The organism is Cellulomonas shaoxiangyii (genome assembly GCF_004798685.1).
In the GTDB taxonomy this organism is placed as follows: domain Bacteria; phylum Actinomycetota; class Actinomycetes; order Actinomycetales; family Cellulomonadaceae; genus Cellulomonas; species Cellulomonas shaoxiangyii.
The window spans coordinates 3,286,227-3,305,838 of sequence record NZ_CP039291.1 but is presented as its reverse complement, the minus strand read 5'-3'; the positions used below and the strand labels follow the sequence as shown (position 1 = coordinate 3,305,838).

General features: G+C 77.6%; 17 protein-coding genes. 16 read left to right on the top strand and 1 reads right to left on the bottom strand.

Features of this window, described 5'->3' with window-relative positions; translation table 11 throughout:
* Positions 1 to 91 precede the first annotated feature (91 nt).
* Positions 92 to 1,684 carry a C40 family peptidase gene (locus E5225_RS14745; RefSeq protein WP_244243667.1) on the top strand — a complete coding sequence of 531 codons (1,593 nt, stop codon included), beginning with the start codon at positions 92 to 94 and terminating at the stop codon, positions 1,682 to 1,684.
* A gap of 105 nt (positions 1,685 to 1,789) precedes the next feature.
* Here E5225_RS14745 and E5225_RS14740 read toward each other — a convergent pair whose 3' ends face one another.
* Entirely contained in the window at positions 1,790 to 2,290 is a 501-nt protein-coding gene (locus E5225_RS14740) for an inorganic diphosphatase (protein WP_135975607.1), read from the bottom strand.
* A gap of 169 nt (positions 2,291 to 2,459) precedes the next feature.
* Here E5225_RS14740 and dacB point away from each other — a divergent pair, with 169 nt between their 5' ends.
* The 15 genes from dacB to E5225_RS14665 all read left to right on the top strand — a co-directional run bounded on the left by dacB (position 2,460) and on the right by E5225_RS14665 (position 19,611).
* Positions 2,460 to 3,854, top strand: a complete 1,395-nt coding sequence (dacB, locus tag E5225_RS14735; RefSeq protein ID WP_243738426.1) for a D-alanyl-D-alanine carboxypeptidase/D-alanyl-D-alanine endopeptidase — start codon at positions 2,460 to 2,462, stop codon at positions 3,852 to 3,854.
* Positions 3,855 to 3,994: 140 nt separating this feature from the next.
* On the top strand, positions 3,995 to 5,113 hold the full coding sequence (locus E5225_RS14730; RefSeq protein ID WP_135975075.1) for a zinc-dependent metalloprotease: 1,119 nt from the start codon (positions 3,995 to 3,997) through the stop codon (positions 5,111 to 5,113).
* Positions 5,110 to 6,240 carry a tRNA lysidine(34) synthetase TilS gene (tilS, locus tag E5225_RS14725; RefSeq protein ID WP_135975074.1) on the top strand — a complete coding sequence of 377 codons (1,131 nt, stop codon included), beginning with the start codon at positions 5,110 to 5,112 and terminating at the stop codon, positions 6,238 to 6,240. Before E5225_RS14730 ends, tilS begins: the two co-directional genes overlap by 4 nt.
* A 4-nt stretch (positions 6,241 to 6,244) precedes the next feature.
* Positions 6,245 to 6,799 carry a hypoxanthine phosphoribosyltransferase gene (hpt, locus tag E5225_RS14720; protein WP_135975072.1) on the top strand — a complete coding sequence of 185 codons (555 nt, stop codon included), beginning with the start codon at positions 6,245 to 6,247 and terminating at the stop codon, positions 6,797 to 6,799.
* A gap of 132 nt (positions 6,800 to 6,931) precedes the next feature.
* The gene (ftsH, locus tag E5225_RS14715; protein ID WP_135975070.1) at positions 6,932 to 8,977 is read left to right on the top strand and encodes an ATP-dependent zinc metalloprotease FtsH; all 2,046 of its coding nucleotides are present in this window, start codon (positions 6,932 to 6,934) and stop codon (positions 8,975 to 8,977) included.
* 136 nt (positions 8,978 to 9,113) lie between these two features.
* Positions 9,114 to 9,725 carry a GTP cyclohydrolase I FolE gene (gene folE, locus E5225_RS14710; RefSeq protein ID WP_425267389.1) on the top strand — a complete coding sequence of 204 codons (612 nt, stop codon included), beginning with the start codon at positions 9,114 to 9,116 and terminating at the stop codon, positions 9,723 to 9,725.
* An 82-nt stretch (positions 9,726 to 9,807) separates the two neighbouring features.
* A complete protein-coding gene (gene folP, locus E5225_RS14705) occupies positions 9,808 to 10,707 on the top strand; it encodes a dihydropteroate synthase (protein WP_135975077.1) in 900 nt (299 codons plus the stop codon).
* On the top strand, positions 10,704 to 12,536 hold the full coding sequence (gene folK / locus E5225_RS14700) for a 2-amino-4-hydroxy-6-hydroxymethyldihydropteridine diphosphokinase (RefSeq protein ID WP_135975068.1): 1,833 nt from the start codon (positions 10,704 to 10,706) through the stop codon (positions 12,534 to 12,536). Before folP ends, folK begins: the two co-directional genes overlap by 4 nt.
* On the top strand, positions 12,533 to 13,024 hold the full coding sequence (locus tag E5225_RS14695; protein WP_135975066.1) for a DUF3180 domain-containing protein: 492 nt from the start codon (positions 12,533 to 12,535) through the stop codon (positions 13,022 to 13,024). Before folK ends, E5225_RS14695 begins: the two co-directional genes overlap by 4 nt.
* A 118-nt stretch (positions 13,025 to 13,142) precedes the next feature.
* Positions 13,143 to 13,673 carry a PH domain-containing protein gene (locus E5225_RS14690; RefSeq protein ID WP_135975064.1) on the top strand — a complete coding sequence of 177 codons (531 nt, stop codon included), beginning with the start codon at positions 13,143 to 13,145 and terminating at the stop codon, positions 13,671 to 13,673.
* Positions 13,670 to 15,379 (top strand): PH domain-containing protein, encoded by a 1,710-nt coding sequence (locus tag E5225_RS14685; protein ID WP_136225490.1) that lies wholly within the window; start codon positions 13,670 to 13,672, stop codon positions 15,377 to 15,379. The genes E5225_RS14690 and E5225_RS14685 overlap by 4 nt, the downstream gene beginning before the upstream one ends.
* Positions 15,376 to 16,407, top strand: a complete 1,032-nt coding sequence (locus tag E5225_RS14680) for a Rossmann-like and DUF2520 domain-containing protein (protein ID WP_135973892.1) — start codon at positions 15,376 to 15,378, stop codon at positions 16,405 to 16,407. Before E5225_RS14685 ends, E5225_RS14680 begins: the two co-directional genes overlap by 4 nt.
* Positions 16,404 to 17,384 carry a pantoate--beta-alanine ligase gene (gene panC / locus E5225_RS14675; protein ID WP_135973893.1) on the top strand — a complete coding sequence of 327 codons (981 nt, stop codon included), beginning with the start codon at positions 16,404 to 16,406 and terminating at the stop codon, positions 17,382 to 17,384. Before E5225_RS14680 ends, panC begins: the two co-directional genes overlap by 4 nt.
* Positions 17,381 to 17,914, top strand: a complete 534-nt coding sequence (gene panD, locus E5225_RS14670) for an aspartate 1-decarboxylase (protein WP_135973894.1) — start codon at positions 17,381 to 17,383, stop codon at positions 17,912 to 17,914. Before panC ends, panD begins: the two co-directional genes overlap by 4 nt.
* Positions 17,911 to 19,611, top strand: a complete 1,701-nt coding sequence (locus E5225_RS14665) for an L-aspartate oxidase (protein ID WP_135973895.1) — start codon at positions 17,911 to 17,913, stop codon at positions 19,609 to 19,611. Before panD ends, E5225_RS14665 begins: the two co-directional genes overlap by 4 nt.
* Position 19,612: the final 1 nt, after the last annotated feature.

The window sequence follows — 19,612 nt, the reverse complement described above, 5'->3', positions numbered from 1 at the left end:
TCCGGGTTCCTCCCGAAGCACAGCGGTGTGACTACTGGGACGTCTGTGACAGATGTTCTCTCCTGGGACCACCGCGGGTAGCGTCGCAGACGTGCATGACGAGCAGCAGCGGGCGACGCCCCGCACCGACGGCTCCGCGGGTCCCCCCGCGGCCGTCCCCCCGACCGCCGCGACGCGAGCCGGGACGAGGTCCCCGCACCGCGCGCCGGCGTGGGTGCGGCACCGCCGGCTGCTCGGGGTGGCACCCGTCGCGCTGCTGACGTTCGGCCTCGTCGCGTCCCCGGCGACCCTCGCCGGCGCCGCGCCCGGCCAGGACGACGTCCGCGACGCGCGCGCCGCCGTCGGGCAGGCGCAGCGCTCCGTCGCGCAGATGGAGGTGCGGCTCGCCGAGCTGGCCGCGTCCGCCGACGCCGCCCAGGTGGCCGTCCAGAGCGCCGGCGAGGACTACGCGCAGGCGCTCGCCGACGCTGACGCTGCGAAGGTCCGCGCGCAGGAGGCGGCGGCGCGCTCCGAGCAGGCGGGTGCCCAGGCCGAGGACGCCAGGCAGCGGCTCGTCGCGGTCGCGCGCCAGCTGGCGCGCTCCGGCGGGTCCGTCGAGGCGCTCGAGGCCGTGCTGTCGGCCGACGGCTTCCAGGACGTGGCCCGCCGGTCGACCGCGCTCAACCGCGCCACCGGCAAGGCCGACGAGGTCGTGCAGGAGTTCACCGCGGCCCTCCTCGTCGCGGAGACGATGCAGACGCGCTCCACGCGCGCCGCCGCGGACGCCGAGACGGCCGCCGCCGCCGCCGAGGACGCCCTCGTGACGGCGCAGGACGCGCAGTCCACCGCCGACGCGTCCCTCACGGCCGGCCAGGCGGAGCGCGACGGCCTCATCGACGCGCTCGCCGCCGCCCGCCAGACCAGCGCCGAGGTCGAGCGCGCCCGCCAGGACGCCCTCGACGCCGAGCGGCGCGCCCGGGCCGAGGCCTCCGCGCAGGCCGACCGCACGCGCCCGGCCGCGCCGGCCGCGACCGCGCCGGCCGGCGGCACGGCCGCGCCGGCGCCGCAGAACCCCGCGCCGGCCAACCCGGCGCCCGCGAACCCCGCTCCCGCGAACCCCGGGCCCGCCCGCCCCGCGCCCGCGAACCCCGCCCCGGCGAACCCCGCCCCCGCGAACCCGGCGCCGGCGAACCCGGCCCCCGCCAACCCGGCTCCCGCGAACCCGGCGCCGGCCAACCCGGCTCCCGCGCCGGCTCCCGCTCCCGCGCCGGCCCCGGCTCCCGCCCCGGCTCCGAGCTCGCCGTACGGCCTGGGCACCGGCACGTCGCGCGGCTCCGCCGGCGCCGGCGCGTCCGCGGTCGCGTGGGCGCAGAGCAAGATCGGCCTGCCGTACGTGTGGGGCGGTACGGGCCCGAACGGGTACGACTGCTCGGGCCTGACCTCGGGCGCGTGGCGCGCCGCGGGCGTCGGCATCAACCGCACCTCGAAGGACCAGTACAAGCAGGTCCTCAAGATCCCGTACGACCAGCTGCGCCCCGGTGACCTGGTCTTCTGGGGCAGCAACAAGAACGACCCGACCTCGATCTACCACGTCGCGATCTACGCCGGGAACGGCCAGATCGTCGAGGCGTCGAAGCCCGGCGTGCCGCTGCGCCAGGTGTCGATGCGCTGGTCGGGCACCATGCCGTTCGCCGGTCGCCCCTGACCCGCGCGGCCCGCACGCACGACGACGCCCGGCCCGCCGCACCCCTCGGGGTGGGCGGACCGGGCGTCGTGGCGTCCGCCCGGCGTCGCCGGCGCGGCGCGGCGATCAGTGGCCGGTGTCGTACCCGGTGTCGATCGCGCGCTGGCGGGAGCGCTCGATCTCGGCCTCGGCCTCGGCGCGGCCGACCCAGTGCGCGCCCTCGACCGACTTGCCGGGCTCGAGGTCCTTGTAGACCTCGAAGAAGTGCTGGATCTCGAGGCGGTGGAAGTCCGACACGTCGTCGATGTCCTGGCGCCACGCGGCGCGCTGGTCGCCCGTCGGCACGCACAGCACCTTGTCGTCGCCGCCGGCCTCGTCGCGCATGCGGAACATGCCGAGCGCGCGGCAGCGGATCAGGCAGCCGGGGAACGTCGGCTCCTCCAGCAGCACGAGTGCGTCGAGCGGGTCGCCGTCCTCGCCGAGGGTCCCCTCGATGAACCCGTAGTCGTCGGGGTAGCGCGTCGAGGTGAAGAGCATGCGGTCCAGACGGATGCGCCCGGTCGCGTGGTCCACCTCGTACTTGTTGCGCTGCCCCTTGGGGATCTCGATCGTGACGTCGAACTCCACAGTGCTTTCCTCCACGCGTCTCCACCCGCCGGCCCTCGTGGGGCGGCAAGGTGGCCGTGGGCGCGTCGTCTCCCCGGGCGCCCTTGTCCAGGACAGTAGTGTGGCGCACCGGCGGGGCGGTACCGACCTCTGTACGGCGAAGCGGGTGACGATGACCACAGGAGCGCGCGTGACGGGCACCGTCGCGCTCGTCCTGGTGCTGGGCGCGGGCGCGTACGCGACCGCGGACGCGCACGACGTCGTGCCCGGGATCGTGACGCTCGCACCGCCCGTGCCGGACCCCTCGCCGTTCCCGACGGCGCCCGGGGCGCTCGCTCCGACCGCGGTGCCGCGCGCGCTGGACGACCTCGACCCCCAGGTCCCGCCGCCGTCGCCCGCGGCGGTGCAGGCGCTCGTCGACGGGCTCGTCGCGGACGCGCGGCTCGGCCCGTCCGTCGGCGTCGTCGTGGCCGACCAGCTCACCGGCGAGGTGCTGGGCGCGCACCAGCCGGACGCGGGCCGGGTCCCGGCGTCGACGGCCAAGCTGCTCACGGGCGTCGCGGCGCTGTCGGCGCTCGACCCGGACGCGACCCTGCCGACGCGCGTGCTCGCGCTCGACGGCGACCGGATCGCGCTCGTCGGCGGCGGCGACGTGCTGCTCGCGGCGGGGGAGGGCAACCCGGACGCGGTCGAGGGCCGCGCCGGCATGGCCGACCTCGCGCGGCGCACCGCCGACGCCCTCGCGCTGCGCGGGACGACGTCGGTCGAGCTCGTCGTCGACGACACGCTCTTCAGCGGTCCCACCGAGCACCCGACGTGGGACGCGGACTACGTCGACATGGGGTTCACGGCGCCGATCACCGCGCTCGCGGTGGACCTCGGCAAGCTGCGCCCCGGGCCGAACCCGCCGCGGGCCGCCGACCCGTCGGTGGCGGCCGCGGAGATCTTCGCGACCCGGCTCGCGGAGGCCGGCATCACGGTCACGGGCGGGCCGTCGCGCGCGCCCCAGCCCGTCGAGGGCAGCGAGCTCGCACGCGTCGAGTCGGCCCCGCTGGCGGACGTCACCCACTACTTCCTCGACACGTCCGACAACACCGTGACGGAGGTCGTCGCCCGGCTCGTGGCCGTGGACGCCGGCCTGCCGGGCAGCTTCGAGGGCGGGACGCAGGCCGTGCTGCGCGCGGTCGGCGCGCTGGGCGTCGACGTGTCGGGAGCGCGCCTCGTCGACGCGTCCGGCCTCGCGGCGACGTCGTCGCTGTCGCCGGCGCTGCTCGCCGACCTCGTGCGCCTGACGACGGACCCGGCGCACCCCCGGCTGCGGGACGTCGCGACGGGCATGCCCGTCGCGGGCCTCACCGGCACGCTCGGCGACCGGTTCACGACGTCGCCCGCGCGCGGGCTCGTGCGCGCGAAAACCGGCAGCCTGCCGGCCGTGACGTCGCTGGCCGGCACGGTGCTCGACGCGCAGGGGCGCCAGCTCGTGTTCGTCGTGATGGCGGACCAGACGCCGCCGGGCGGGCAGTGGGCCCCGCGGCAGGCCGTCGACGCGTTCGTCACCGAGCTCGCGGGGTGCGGCTGCCGCTGACGCGCCGGCGCCGGGCGACGCCGACGCGCCGGCGCCCGGCCGCCGCGCCGGCCGGGTGCGGCGCACGGCCGCGCCCACGTGGTGCCGCGGGTGCCGCGCGACCCGGCGCCCGGGCGCGCGCGCCGGGTTACCGTGACCCGATGGACCCCGCCACGCCCGGACCCGTCGACTGGCACGCGGCCGCACGCGTCGCCGGGCGGCTCGCCCCGCCCGGACCGGTGGCCGGCCGCGCCGTGCTCGAGGCGCTGGTCGAGGAGCTGCGCACGTCGGCGGACGTCGCCGCCCGGCACGTCGTGGACGCCACGGGCATGACGCCCGCCGACGGCCGCAGCGCCGAGGACGTCGCGCGCGTGGTGGTCGTCGACCGGCCCGGGTGGGCGCGCGCCAACGCCGAGATGTTCGCGGTCATGGCCGCCCCGCTCGCGCGGCGCAGCGACGGCTCCGCGGTCGAGGTGCCGGACGTGGCCCGGCTCGCCGCGGCCGCGCAGGCGGGCGGCGTCCTGGCGCTGCTGTCGGGCAAGGTGCTGGGCCAGTTCGACCCGTTCACGGCCGCGCCGGGCGAGCCGGGACGCCTGCTGCTCGTCGCCCCCAACGTGCTGCAGATCGAGCGCGCGCTGCGCGTCGACCCGCACGACTTCCGGCTGTGGGTGTCCCTGCACGAGCAGACGCACGCGCTCCAGTTCGCCGCGGCGCCGTGGCTCGCGGGCCACCTGCGCGCGCGTTCGGCCGACCTGCTGTCCGACCTCGCCGACCTCACGCCGCGACCCGACTCGACCGGCTCGGGCCGTGCCGGTTCGGACCGGCCCGCGGGACCGCGTCTCGACGAGCTCGTGGCGTCCGTCGCGCGCGGGCTGACGGGGCCCGAGGGGTCCGGCGGCGTGCTGCAGGTGCTCACGCCCCGCCAGCGCGCCGTGTTCGACGAGGTCAGCGGCGTCATGGCCCTGCTCGAGGGGCACGCCGACGTGATGATGGACGAGGTCGGCCCGCGCGTGGTGCCGTCCGTGCGGGCGATCCGGCGCGCCTTCGAGCGGCGCCGCGACCAGGCGGCGCGCGCGGGCGGCGTCGAGCGCGTGCTGCGCCGCCTGCTGGGCCTGGACCTCAAGCTCGCGCAGTACCGCGACGGCGCGGCGTTCGTCCGCGGCGTGCGCCGGCGCGCGGGCGCCGACGGGCTCAACGCCGTCTGGTCGGGGCCCGGCGCGCTGCCCTCGCCCGCGGAGATCGGCGACCCGGACGCGTGGGTCCGCCGCGTGCACGGGTGAGCGGACCCGCCCCGGCGGTGGCGGCCGTGCGCACGGCCGTGCGCGGCGCGCTCGCCGACGTCCCGCCGGGCGCGACCGTGCTCGTGGCGTGCTCGGGGGGCGCGGACTCGCTCGCGCTGGCCGCCGGGCTCGCGCACGAGGCCCGGCGGCGGGCCCGCGGCGGGACCGGCCTCGTCGCCGGTGCGGTCGTCGTGGACCACGGCCTGCAGGACGGGTCCGCCGCCGTGGCCGCCGCGGCCGCGACCGCCTGCCGCGGGCTGGGGCTCGACCCCGTCGACGTCGTCCGCGTCGAGGTGGGCGGGGACGGCGGCCCGGAGGCGGCCGCGCGCACCGCCCGGTACGCCGCGCTGGACGACGCCGCACGCCGCGCCGGTGCCGCCGCCGTGCTGCTCGGGCACACGCTCGACGACCAGGCCGAGGGCGTGCTCCTCGCGCTCGCCCGCGGATCGGGGGAGCGTGCGCTGGCCGGGATGCGACCGGTGCGCGGGCTGCTGCGCCGGCCGCTGCTGGGCCTGCGCCGCACCTGCACCGAGGACGCGTGCGCCGCCCAGGGCCTCGCGCCGTGGCAGGACCCGACGAACGGGCGCGACGCCCCCGCCGGGGTCGCGGCCCTGCCGCTGCGCAGCCGCGTGCGCCGTGACGTCCTGCCGGTGCTCGAGGACGTCCTGGGACCCGGGGTGGCGGAGGCGCTCGCCCGCACCGCCGACGCGCTGGCGGAGTCGGCCGACGCGCTCGACGCCCTCGCGGCCGACCTCCTGCGCGCGGCGGCGGTCGACCCCGGCGGGGACGACCGCGCGCCCCTCGGCGCCGACGTCCTCGCCCTCGACGTCGACGTCCTCGCGGGGGCGCCCTCGGCCGTCCGGCGCCGCGCGCTGCACACGGCCGCAGTGCGCTCCGGGGTCCCGGCGGGGGCGCTCGCACGGGCCCACGTGCTCGCCGTCGACGCCCTCCTCGGCGAGTGGCGCGGGCAGGGTGACGTGCACCTACCGGGAGCGCGGGCGGCCCGGCGCTCGTGTGGCAGGCTCTACCTCGGCGGGCTCGACCCCCGCCCGGCCGACCCCCTGCGCGGTGCGCCGGGGCGGTCGGACGGGGGCACGACCGGTGACGAGCACGACGAGCGGGAGTGAGACGGTGGACGCGTCGGACATGGGTGACGACCTCGAGCGGGTGCTCCTGAGCGAGGAGCAGCTGCAGAGCCGGCTGGACGAGATCGCGGCGCAGATCGACACCGACTACGCGGGCCGCGACCTGCTGCTCGTGGGCGTCCTCAAGGGTGCGGTCATGGTCATGGCGGACCTCGCGCGGCGCGTGCGCGTGCCGGTCGCGATGGACTGGATGGCCGTGTCGTCCTACGGGTCGGGCACCAAGTCGTCCGGCGTCGTGCGGATCCTCAAGGACCTCGACACGGACCTGACCGGCAAGCACGTCATCATCGTCGAGGACATCATCGACTCCGGCCTGACGCTGAGCTGGCTGCTGTCGAACCTGCGCTCGCGCGGGCCGGCGTCGGTCGAGATCGCGACGATGCTGCGCAAGCCCGACGCCGCGAAGGTCGAGGTGCCCGTGCGCTACGTCGGCTTCGACATCCCCAACGAGTTCGTCGTGGGGTACGGCCTCGACTACGCCGAGAGGTACCGCAACCTGCCGTTCGTCGGCACGCTCGCGCCCCACGTCTACGGTCAGTGACGCCCGCGCGCGTCGCCGCCGCACCGGCTGTGCCCTGGGCGAACACCCAGGGATCGTCCAGTGCCGCCGTGTACCGTCGTGCGCCGGAAGTCCCTGCGAGCGGAGGATGAGGGGCGCACGCCCCGATCGCCCATGAACCTCAAGCGTCTCGTCCGCGGCCCCCTGGTGTGGGTCGCGCTGGCCATCGTGCTCACGGTGGTCGCCCTCAGCATGCTGCGCATGCCCAGCGTCCAGCAGGTCGACACCTCGACCGGCCTCGAGCTGCTCGAGGACGGCAAGGTCGAGCAGGTCCTCATCACGGAGGGCACGCAGCGCGTCGACCTCACGCTGAGCGAGGCCTACAAGCCCGACGAGGACACCGACCTCGGCACGCAGGTCTACTTCTTCTACGTCACGCCGCAGGGCGAGCAGGTCGTCGAGGCCGTCACCGCCGCCGACCCCGCCGAGGGCTTCACGTCGAAGGTCCCGCAGCCGTCGTGGTGGGGCAGCCTGCTCGGCATCCTCCTGCCGTTCGTCATCATCCTGGGCCTGTTCTGGTTCCTCATGTCGAACATGCAGGGCGGCGGCTCGCGCGTCATGAGCTTCGGCAAGTCGCGCGCCAAGCTCGTGAGCAAGGAGTCGCCGAAGGTCACGTTCGCCGACGTCGCGGGCGTGGACGAGGCGGTCGAGGAGCTGCAGGAGATCAAGGAGTTCCTCGCGGAGCCGGCCAAGTTCCAGGCCGTCGGCGCGAAGATCCCCAAGGGCGTGCTGCTCTACGGTCCCCCCGGCACCGGCAAGACCCTGCTCGCGCGCGCCGTCGCCGGCGAGGCGGGCGTGCCGTTCTACTCGATCTCCGGCTCGGACTTCGTCGAGATGTTCGTGGGCGTCGGCGCGAGCCGCGTGCGCGACCTGTTCCAGCAGGCCAAGGAGAACTCGCCGGCGATCATCTTCGTCGACGAGATCGACGCGGTCGGGCGCCACCGCGGCGCCGGCCTGGGCGGCGGGCACGACGAGCGCGAGCAGACGCTCAACCAGATGCTCGTCGAGATGGACGGGTTCGACGTCAAGACGAACGTCATCCTCATCGCGGCGACGAACCGGCCCGACATCCTCGACCCCGCGCTGCTGCGGCCGGGCCGCTTCGACCGCCAGGTCGCCGTCGAGCCGCCGGACCTCAAGGGCCGTGAGCGGATCCTCGCGGTGCACTCGCAGGGCAAGCCGATGGCGCCGGGCGTCGACCTCGCGGTCGTCGCGCGCCGCACCCCCGGCTTCAGCGGCGCCGACCTGGCGAACGTGCTGAACGAGGCCGCGCTGCTCACGGCGCGCCGGGGCGCGCAGGTCATCGACGACGAGGCGCTGGACGAGGCGATCGACCGCGTCATCGCCGGTCCGCAGAAGCGCACGCGCGTGATGAACGTCAAGGAGCTCAAGATCACGGCGTACCACGAGGGCGGCCACGCCCTGGTGGCGGCCGCGATGCGGTACACCGACCCGGTGACGAAGGTGACGATCCTGCCCCGCGGGCGTGCCCTCGGCTACACGATGGTCATGCCGATGGAGGACAAGTACTCCACGACGCGCAACGAGCTGCTCGACCAGCTCGCGTACGCCATGGGCGGCCGCGTCGCCGAGGAGCTCGTGTTCCACGACCCCACCACGGGCGCCAGCAACGACATCGAGAAGGCCACGTCGACGGCCCGCAAGATGGTCACGCAGTACGGGATGAGCTCGCGGATCGGCGCCATCAAGCTCGGCCAGGAGTCGAGCGAGATGTTCCTCGGCCGCGACGTCGGCCACCAGCGCGACTACTCCGAGGACGTGGCCGCGGCCATCGACCTGGAGGTCCGCGGGCTGATCGAGCGTGCGCACGACGAGGCGCGCGACGTCCTCGTCGAGTACCGCGACGTGCTGGACCACCTCGTGCTCGAGCTGCTCGAGAAGGAGACGCTGAACGGCGAGCAGCTCGCGGCGATCTTCGCGCCGGTCACCAAGCGCCCCCCGCGCGACGTGTGGATCTCCGGCGACGACCGGGCGGTCAGCGACCGCGGGCCCGTCATGACGCCGGCCGAGAAGGCCGCGCAGAACGGTCACCCGGTCGTCCCGCAGGACGAGGCCGCGGCGGCCGACGAGGAGCGCCCGGTGACGGCGGTCATCGAGGTGCCGCCGGGCCAGACCCCGGACATGGGCGGGCAGCGCTGACGTGACGGACGGGACGGTCGGCGCGGAGGCGGGCGCGCGGCAGCGGGACGTGCCGCGGGTCGACGGTGCGCAGCCGGTCGGCGGTGCGCGGCCCGATGGTGCCCGGCCGGACGGCGGTGCGCGGCCCGACGGCGGGATCACGCCGATCGGCGCCGTGGGCCTCGGTGCGGGGCTGGCGGTCGGCCCCTTCGACGAGGAGCGCGCCACGCGTGCCGTGCGCGAGCTGCTGCTCGCGGTCGGGGAGGACCCGGACCGCGAGGGCCTGCGGGCGACCCCGGGGCGCGTCGCGCGCGCGTACCGGGAGATCTTCGCGGGCCTGTACCAGGAGCCCCGCGACGTCCTGACCACCACGTTCGACCTCGGGCACGAGGAGATGGTCCTCGTGCGCGACATCGAGGTGTACTCCACGTGCGAGCACCACCTCGTGCCGTTCCACGGCGTCGCGCACGTCGGCTACATCCCCGGTGAGGACGGCCGGATCACGGGGCTGTCGAAGCTCGCCCGGCTCGTCGACGTGTACGCCCGCCGCCCGCAGGTGCAGGAGCGCCTCACGTCGCAGGTCGCGGACGCGCTCGTCGAGGTGCTGCGGCCGCGCGGCGTCCTCGTGGTGGTCGAGTGCGAGCACCTGTGCATGTCGATGCGCGGCGTGCGCAAGCCCGGTGCGCGCACCGTGACGTCCGCCGTGCGCGGGCAGATGCGCGACGTCGCCACGCGCGCCGAGGCGATGAGCCTCGTCGCCGGGCGCTGAGCGCGGCGGCGTGGCCGTGCCCGCGGACCAGCGGCTCACCGCCCTGCCGGCGGCGTTGCGCGACCCCGGCCGCACGCTCGTGATGGGCGTCGTCAACGTCACGCCCGACTCGTTCTCCGACGGCGGCCGCTGGTTCGACGCCGACGCCGCCGTCGCGCACGCGCTCGAGCTCGCCGCCCAGGGGGCGGACCTGCTCGACGTCGGCGGGGAGTCCACGCGGCCCGGTGCGGCGCGCGTGCCGGTCGACGAGGAGCTGGCCCGCGTGCTGCCCGTGGTGCGCCGGCTCGTGGACGCCGGCGCGGCGGTCAGCGTCGACACCACGCGCGCCTCGGTCGCCCGGGCCGCCGTCGAGGCGGGGGCCGTGCTCGTCAACGACGTCAGCGGCGGCGTGGCCGACCCGGAGATGGCCGCGGTGGTGGCGGGCACGGGCGCGGCGTACGTCGCGATGCACTGGCGCGGGCACGCCGACGTCATGGACGCGCACGACGTGTACGACGACGTCGTCGCGGACGTCCGGCGCGAGCTGGCCGAGCGCGTGGACGCGCTGCGCGCCGCGGGCGTGCGCGACGACCAGGTCGTCCTCGACCCCGGCCTCGGCTTCGCGAAGACCGGCGCGAGCAACTGGCCGCTGCTCGCGCACCTGCCCGAGCTCGTCGCGGACGGGTTCCCCGTGCTGGTCGGGGCGAGCCGCAAGCGCTTCCTCGGCCACCTCCTGGCCGGCCCCGCCGGGCGCCCGGTGCCGCCGGCCGAGCGCGACGACGCGACGGCCGCCGTCTCGGCGCTCGCCGCGGCGGCGGGCGTGTGGGCGGTGCGCGTGCACGAGGTCGCCGCGTCGGCCGCCGCCGTGCGGGTCGCGGCGGCGTGGCGCAGGGCCGCGTCCACAGGGCCGGTGGGTACGGGCACGACGACGGAAGCCGGGCGCGCGACGGTGCGCGTGGGGCATGCTGCGGGCAGGACGCCCGGGCCGGAGGGAGTGCGGTGAGCGCGCAGGACGACGTGCAGGACGGCGGCGGGCGACGGCTGGACCAGATCCGCCTCGAGGGCATCCGCGCGACCGGGTACCACGGGGTGTTCGCGCACGAGCGGCGCGAGGGGCAGACGTTCGTCGCGGACGTCGTGGTGCACCTCGACACGCGCCGCGCGGCCGCGACCGACGACCTCGCCCACACGCTGAACTACGGCACGCTGGCCGAGCACGTCGCGGCGGTGCTCGCCGGCGACCCGGCCGACCTGATCGAGACCGTGGCGGAGCGCATCGCGGCGACCGTGCTCGTGCAGCCGCACGTGCACGCCGTCGACGTGGCGGTCCACAAGCCGCAGGCGCCGATCACGGTGCCGTTCGGGGACGTCGTCGTCTCGATCCGGCGTGACCGGACCAAGCTGCCGGCCGCCGAGCCGTACCGGCCCTCGACCGGTGAGCCGCGCCGCGCGCCGGCCGGACCGCGGCAGCCCCTGCTGCACCCGCCGACCGCGCCGCTGCCCGTGACCCCGGCCCCGGGCGTCGCGGTGACCACCGAGGCCGCCGACCTGCCGCGCGACCCGGCCGAGCTGCCCGTCGAGCTGCCGGGCGGGGTCGAGGTCGGACCGGACGGGTCGGGGCCGCTCGTCGTCGCGCCGGCGCCCACGGGCGCCGTGCCCACCGGGGTGCTCCCGGCGGTCGCGGCGGGCGCCGCGTCACCGCCGGCGGGCCTGCCGGTGCACGGCGGGCCGCGGCACGAGCCGGACCACGCCGGTGCCGGCGAGGGCGGCGCACCCGCGCACGACGACGCGTCCGCCGACGCCCGCACGCAGCTCCTCCCGCCCGTGCGCGACGAGCAGCCGGCGTACCCGCCGCAGGACCCGCGGCCCGAGCCGTTCGCCGACGCGCACACGCAGCTCATGCCGCCGGTCGACGACGACGTCGTCGAGGGGGACGTGCTGAGCGACGAGCTCGACCGCGCCCCCGCGACCGCGGTCGAGACGGTGCTGGCCCTGGGCGCGAACCTGGGACCGGCGCAGGAGACGCTGCGGCGGGCGGTCTCGGACCTCGCGGCCGTCCCCGGGCTGGAGATCGTGGCGGTGTCGCCGCTGGCCCGCACCGCGTCGGTGGGCGGGCCCGAGCAGCCGGACTACCTCAACGCGGTGGTCCTGGCGCGGACCACGCTCGCGCCGCGCGAGCTGCTGCGCGCGGTGCACGCGGTCGAGCACCGGCACGGCCGCGAGCGGCTCGAGCGCTGGGGCCCGCGGACGCTCGACATCGACATCGTCGTGCACGGGACGACGCTCGCCGTCGCGGACGACCTCGAGCTGCCGCACCCGCGTGCGCACGAGCGCGCGTTCGTGCTCGAGCCGTGGGCGCAGGTGGACCCGGAGGCGGTGCTGCCGGGTCTGGGCGGCGGCCCGGTCGCGCGGCTCGCGGCCACGGCGCCCGACCGGGACGGCGTGCGCTGGATGGCGCTCGACTGGCTGACGGCGCCCGTCCCGGCGGCCAGCCCGGAGCCGGGCGGCCCGGACGCCGGCGAGACGGTCCAGCGGTACGGCGCGGACCACGACGGCGACCCGGAGCGCCCGTACGGGGCGGACCACCGGGACGACGCGGACGTGCCGTACGGCGCCCACCACCGGGACGGCGCCGACCGCCCGCGCGGCGCCGACGCGTCCCCGGAGGCCGCGACGTCGTCCCCGTTCGACCCGGTCCGCTCGGTGGACCCCTCCGCACCGCCCGAGGGCCCGCGGCCGTTCCTGCCGGTGACCGGCACGTCCCCGGCGGTGCCGCCGACGGCGCCCGGCCCGTGGCCCGGTGACCCGCACGGGGACGCGTACCGGCCGTGACCGCGACCCGCCTGCGCACGCTGCTCCTCCTCGCCGCCGCCACCACGGCGGTGACGTGGTGGCTCATGCGGATGACCGTCGGCCGGGGCGCGTCGACGCCGCCCGAGGTGCCGTGGCTCGTCGTCGCGGTCGAGCTGGTCATCGCCGGGTTCGTGCTCGCGCTGGGGTGGACCGTGCGGCAGTACCAGCAGGGCAGGCGCCCGTCGCTGAGCCCGCTGCGCGCGGCGCGCACGGCGGTGCTGGCGAAGGCGTCGTGCTACACCGGCGCGCTGCTCGTCGGCTGGTACGGCGGCCAGACGCTGTCGCTCCTCACGGACGCCGACGTGCCGGGCAACCCGTCGCGCGCGGGCGCCGCGGCCGTCGCGGCGCTCGGCGCCGCCGTGCTGGCCGGGGTCGGCCTCGTGGCCGAGCACTTCTGCCGCGTCCCGCCGTCGGACGGCGAGGGGGAGCGCCGCGGCGAGCCGGACGCGGACGCCGGCGTCGTCTGACCGCGCCACGCCGCCCCGGACCGGGACGGCGGTCGGCGCCCGGTCGTCCGCGACGACCAGCACGGACGCGTCCCGCGGGTGGCGCGGCGCCCGCGCGCCCGGTGCCAGGATGGTGCCCATGACCACCGACACCCCGGGGCACGTCCCCGCGCCCGCGGCCCCCGCCGCCGGACCGTTCGACCCCGCGGACGTGACGTGGACGCCGGTGTCGACGCGCCTGGCCACGGTGCGCCTGCTCATGCTCGGGCTGTGGGGCGGCGGGCTCGTCCTCCTGCTCGCCGGGATGGCGGCGCTCATCGGGGTCGGCTGGGTGTGGGTCTTCCCCGCGGTGACCGCCGTGCTCGTGCTCTGGCCCGCGCTGCTCGTGGTGCGGCAGGTCCGCGCGCTCGCGTACGCCGAGCGTGCCGAGGACCTGCTGATCCGCCGCGGCATCCTGTTCCGCCAGCTGGTCGTCGTGCCGTACGGCCGCATGCAGTACGTCGACGTGAGCGCCGGCCCCGTGCAGCGTCGCTTCGGCATCGCCACGGTCCAGCTGCACACCGCCGCGCCGGGCACCGACGCGACGATCCCCGGCCTGCCCCCGCAGGAGGCCGCCCGCCTGCGCGACCGGCTGGCGTCGCGCGGCGAGGCCCGGCTGGCGGGGCTGTGAGCACTGACCTGCGGCCGGTCCCGGAGGCGGCGCCGGAGGACGCGTACGACTGGCGGCGCATGCACCCCGTGACGCCCGCGCTGCGGGGCTGGAAGGTCTTCGTCGCGTTCCTCGCGTACACCGGCTACCAGGCCGTGGAGAACCTGCGCGGCCTGGGGGAGTGGCTCGGCCCCGGCCGGGCGTGGCTCGTGGTGATCGGGGTGCTGCTCCTCGTCGCCGTCGTCGGCTTCGTGTACTCCGCGCTCGCGTGGCGCGTGACGCGGTTCGCGGTGACGGACGAGGCGGTGCACCTGCGCACCGGCCTGCTGTTCCGCCAGCAGCGCCAGGCCCGGCTCGACCGGCTGCAGGCCGTCGACGTGGTCCAGCCGCTGCTCGCGCGCCTGCTGGGGCTCGCGCAGCTGAACCTGGAGGTCGCCGGCGGCACGGGCTCCGCCGTGCAGCTCGCGTTCCTGCGCGAGCCGGAGGCCGAGTCTCTGCGCGCGCAGATCCTCGCGCTGTCGGCGGGCCTGCGGCCCGCGGCCGCGGCGCCGGCCGCACCCGGTGCCGGCGCGGTCGCCCCGGCGGGCACGGCCGGGCCGGGGGAGCACACGGTCGGCGGGACGGTCGGCGGGACGATCGACGTCCCGGCCGGCGGCGCCGCTCCGGTCGCGGGGGCGCCGGCTGCCGCAGGTGCGCCGGGTGGAGCCCCGGCGCCCACGTTCGCCGCGGCCCCCGAGCAGCAGGTGTACGAGGTGCCCATGCCGCGCCTCGTCCGCTCGATCCTGCGCTCCGGGGCCCCGTACGTGTTCCTCGTGGCGGTCGCCGGCGGCGTCGTCGGGGCCGTCGCGGCGCGCGACGTGGGCCCCCTGTTCGTCGTGGTGCCCGGCGCGCTCGGCATCGGCGGCTACGTCTGGGGGCGGCTCAACGTCGCGGCGACGTTCCGCGCGGCGACGTCGCCCGACGGCATCCGGCTGCGCCACGGCCTGACGGAGACGCGGACGCAGACGGTGCCCCCGGGGCGCGTGCAGGCCGTGCGGCTCACGCAGGGACCGCTGTGGCGGCGCCCGGACTGGTGGCGGATCGAGATGAACGTCGCCGGGTACGGCGCCGAGGCCACCAACGAGTCCGTGCTGCACCCGGTCGCCACCCGGCAGGAGGCGGCCGTCGCGATGTGGCTCGTGCTGCCCGACCTCGGCACGGACGACCCGCTCGCCGCGCTCGACGCCGCCTACGACGGGTCCGGCGACGACGGCGGCTTCACGCCGGCGCCGCGCCGCGCCCGCTGGCTCGACCCCCTCGGCTGGCGCCGGCACGGCGTGCTGGTGACGCGCACCGCGCTGATCATGCGCTCGGGCCGCTGGTGGCGGACGGTCGTCGTCGTGCCGCACGAGCGCACGCAGAGCCTCGCGGTCACGCAGGGGCCGGTGCAGCGCCGGCTCGGCGTGGCGACGTTCGTGGCGCACTCGACGCCCGGGCCGGTCAGCCCGCAGGTCGCGCACCTCGACGGCGCGGTCGCGGGCGCCCTGCTGGGCGAGCAGGCGGAGCGTGCGCGCCAGGCGCGGGCCGTCGCGGGCCCGGAGCTGTGGATGCGGGCGGCGGAGGCGCCGCACGCGCCTGCGTCGCTGGGCGTCGGCGCGCGCGTCGGGGCCGGGGACGGGCCGGCGCTGCCGGGGGACGGCCCCGCACTGCCGGGGGACGGTCCGGCCGGGCCCGGGGACCCGCGGTGAGCGCCGACCCCGCCGCCCGCCCCGGGCGCCTCGGGGTCGGCGTGGTCGGGGCGGGCCGCGTGGGCGCGGTGCTCGGCAACGCGCTGCGCGGCGCCGGGCACCCCGTGGTCGCGGTCAGCGCGGTGTCCCAGGAGTCCCGCGAGCGGGCCGCCACGCTGTTGCCGGGGGTACCGGTCGTCGACGTGCCGGAGGTCGTCCGGCGCAGCGAGCTCGTGCTGCTGGCCGTCCCGGACGACGTCCTGCCGGGGCTCGTCCGGGGGCTCGCGGAGACGGGCCGCTGGCAGGCGGGGCAGATCGTCGTGCACACGTCGGGGCGCTTCGGGGTGGACGTGCTCGCGCCCGCGCGCGCCGCGGGGGTCATCCCGCTCGCGCTGCACCCCGCCATGACGTTCACGGGCACGTCGCTCGACCTCGCGCGGCTCGTCGGCTGCGCGTTCGCGGTGACCGCACCCGCACCCGTGCTGCCGATCGGTCAGGCGCTCGTCGTGGAGGTCGGCGGGGAGCCCGTCGTCCTCGCGGAGGGGGCGCGCGGGCTGTACCACGCGGGCCTCGCGCACGCGGCGAACCACCTGGTCGTCCTCGTGGCGCAGGCGTCGCAGGCGCTGCGTGCGGCCGGCGTCGCCGAGCCGGGCCGCGTGCTGCGCCCGCTGCTCGACGCCGCCCTCGACGGGGCGCTGCGCGCCGAGGACGCCACCGGCGCGGACGGGCCCGGCGCGATCGGCGCGCTCACGGGCCCGGTGCGCCGCGGGGACGCGGGGACCGTGCACGAGCACGCTGTGACCCTCGCCGCACTGGGGGCCGCGACGGGCGCGGTGGACGTGCCCAGCGGGTACGGTGCCCTGGCCCGCGCGGCGACGTCGCGGGCGCTCGCGGCGGGCCTCCTGGGCCCGGCGGAGGCCGAGCGGGTCCTGGACGCGCTCGCGGGCATCAACGCCGGCCCCACCGCGTTGGACCCTGACGACGGAACCGGGTCCCCGGGCCCGGACGGGCAGGACGACGGCGGCACGTCGCCGCAGGAGGACGCATGACGGGCAGTCCCGTGCTGGTGCACGACCGCGAGTCGCTCGAGCGCGCGCTCGACGCGCAGGACGAGGCCGCGCTCGCCGCGGACGACGCCGACGGCGGGCGCCCCTACCTGCGTGCCGTCGTCATGACGATGGGCGCGCTGCACGACGGGCACCTCGCGCTGGTCCGGCGCGCGCGCGAGCTCGCGGACGCCGTGGTCGTGACGATCTTCGTGAACCCGCTGCAGTTCGGCCCCACCGAGGACCTCGCGCGCTACCCGCGCGACCTCGAGGGCGACCTGCGCCGGCTCACGGGCGAGGGCCTGCTCGGCGCGGGCGACGTCGTGCTCGCCCCGACGGTGGACGTCGTCTACCCCGGCGGGGACCCGGTGGTGCGGGTCGCGGCGGGCGCCGTGGGCGACGTGCTCGAGGGCGCGGCCCGCCCCGGCCACCTGGACGGCGTGCTGACCGTGGTGCTCAAGCTGATGCACCTGACGCGGCCGGACGTCGCGGTGTTCGGGGCCAAGGACGCCCAGCAGCTCGCCGCGGTGCGGCGGATGGTGCGCGACCTGGACGTGCCGGTCGAGGTGGTCGCGCACCCGACGGTCCGCGAGGACGACGGGCTGGCCCTGTCGAGCCGCAACGCCTACCTGTCCGCGGCGGAGCGCGCGCGTGCGCTGGCGCTGTCCGCGGCGCTGCGTGCGGGTGCGGCGGCGGCCGGCGGTGGGCCCGACGCCGTGCGGACGGCCGCCCGCGCGACGCTCGACGCGGCGCTGACCGCGGACGACGCGGTCGACTACGTCGCGCTCGTCGACCCCGCGACGTTCGCCGACGCCGACGCCACGACCGGCGACGCGCTGCTGCTGGTCGCCGCGCGCATCGGCGCGACGCGCCTCATCGACAACGCGCCGGTGGCCCTCGGGGGCGCCGGCGGCACCGACCCGACCTCAGCCGCGGCCCCCGGGGCCGACGGCGTCCGCACGGCCGGAGGTGCCGCGTGACCACGCTCCAGCGCACGATGATGACCGGCAAGATCCACCGCGCGACGGTCACGGCGGCGGACCTGCACTACGTCGGCTCCATCACGGTGGACGCGGACCTGCTCGCGGCGGCCGACGTGCTGCCGGGCCAGCAGGTCGACGTCGTCGACGTGACGAACGGCGCCCGCCTGACGACGTACGCGATCGCCGGCGCGGCGGGTTCGGGGCAGGTGTGCGTCAACGGCGCCGCCGCGCACCTCGTGCACCCGGGGGACGTCGTCATCGTGATCGCCTACGGCACGATGTCGGACGCCGAGGCGCGGACGTACAGCCCGCACGTCGTGCTGGTGGACGCGGACAACCAGGTCCTCGACACGAACGAGGACCCGGGCCAGGTGCCGGCGGCGTGGACCGCCGAGGCCGGGCTCGTGCCGAGCGGCCTGCCGTTCGGCGAGGGGCGCGCCGCCGTGGCGTCGGCCCCGCACGCGCCCGGGCACGCCCCGCACGCGCCCGGGCACGCCCCGGACGCCGGCCGCCCCGGCAGCCGGTGACCCACCTCGCGACCCGCCTGGCGGCCCCGGCCCCCGGCTGGACGGTGCACGCGGACGCGGTCGTCGTCGGCTCCGGCGTCGCCGGGCTGACCGCTGCCCTCGAGCTGCGCACGCGGGTGCGCCGCGTGCTGCTCGTGACCAAGGACGTGCTGTCGTCCGGGTCGACGGTGTGGGCGCAGGGCGGCATCGCCGCGGCCCTCGACCCCGGCGACTCGCCCGCGGCGCACCTGCACGACACGCTGGTGGCCGGCGCCGGCCTGTGCGACCCGCGCGCGGTCGAGGTGCTCGTGACGGAGGGGCCCGCCCGGGTGCACGAGCTTGTGGCCCGTGGTGCGGTCTTCGACACCGGTCCCGACGGCGCGATCAGCCTGACCCGCGAGGGCGGCCACCTCACGGACCGCATCGCGCACGCGGGCGGCGACGCGACGGGCGCGGAGATCTCCCGCGCGCTCGTGGCGCAGATCGTGGCGGTCCGCGACGACCCGGGCATCGAGGTCGTCGAGCACGCGCTGGTCCTCGACGTGCTCACGGGCGAGCCCGGTCCCGACGGCGCACCCGGTCCGGTGCGCGGCGTGACGCTGCACGTCATCGGGGAGGGCTCCCGCGACGGCGTCGGGGCGGCGCTGGCCCCGGCCGTGGTGCTCGCCACGGGCGGGATCGGGCAGGTGTTCCGCTCGTCGACCAACCCGGCGCTCGCCACGGGCGACGGCATCGCGGCGGCCCTGCGCGCGGGCGCCCGGCTCGCGGACCTGGAGTTCGTGCAGTTCCACCCGACCGTGCTGTGGCTCGGCTCGGGCGTGAAGGGCCAGCTGACGCTCGTCTCGGAGGCCGTCCGCGGCGAGGGCGCGTACCTGCTCGACACCGACGGCTTCCGGTTCATGCCGGACGAGCACCCGCTGGCCGAGCTCGCGCCCCGGGACGTCGTGGCGCACGCCATCGTGCGGCGCACCGCCGCCACGGGCACCGACCACGTCTGGCTCGACGCGCGCCACCTGGGCCCCGACTTCCTGCGCGGCCGCTTCCCGACGATCCACGCGCGGCTGCTCGAGCACGGCATCGACCTGACGACCGACCTCGTGCCGGTCGCGCCCGCCCAGCACTACCACTCGGGCGGGGTCGTGACGGACCTCGACGGGCGGGCGTCCGTCCCGGGGCTGTACGCGGTGGGGGAGGTCGCGTGCACGGGGGTGCACGGGGCGAACCGGCTCGCGTCGAACTCGCTGCTCGAGGGGCTGGTGTTCGCGCACCGGGCCGCGCGGGACGTGGTCGCGCGCCTGGAGGGCGGGTTCCTCACGGACGGCGACCCGGTCGAGCGGCCCGGGGACGCGGCCCTCGTGGCGGCGGCGGCGCGCTCGCGCGTGCAGCGGGCGGCCACCGACGGGCCCGGCGTGCTCCGGTCGGGCGACGGCCTGCGCCGCGCCGTGGACGCGCTCGCGGCCGTGCCGACCGACGCCCACCGTCGGCACGACGACGGCCGCGCCCTCGCCGCCCCGCAGACCGCCGAGTGGGAGACGACCAACGTCCACCAGGTCGCGACGGTGCTGACGCAGGCGGCGCTCGCGCGCGAGGAGTCGCGCGGCGGGCACGCCCGCACCGACTTCCCGGCCTCGTCGGACGACTGGCGCGTCCGCGTGGAGGTGGCGCTCGGCCCCGGCGGGGCGGTGGGCGTCACGCGCGCCCCCGTCCGCCCGGCGTGAG

Bases quoted from the DNA above. Each gene is read 5' to 3' on its own strand.
- folP (WP_135975077.1), top strand. From the start codon at position 9,808: ATGGGCGTCGTCAACGTCACGCCCGACTCGTTCTCCGACGGCGGCCGC.
- E5225_RS14690 (WP_135975064.1), top strand. From the start codon at position 13,143: ATGACCACCGACACCCCGGGGCACGTCCCCGCGCCCGCGGCCCCCGCC.
- ftsH (WP_135975070.1), top strand. From the start codon at position 6,932: ATGAACCTCAAGCGTCTCGTCCGCGGCCCCCTGGTGTGGGTCGCGCTG.
- E5225_RS14730 (WP_135975075.1), top strand. From the start codon at position 3,995: ATGGACCCCGCCACGCCCGGACCCGTCGACTGGCACGCGGCCGCACGC.
- panC (WP_135973893.1), top strand. From the start codon at position 16,404: ATGACGGGCAGTCCCGTGCTGGTGCACGACCGCGAGTCGCTCGAGCGC.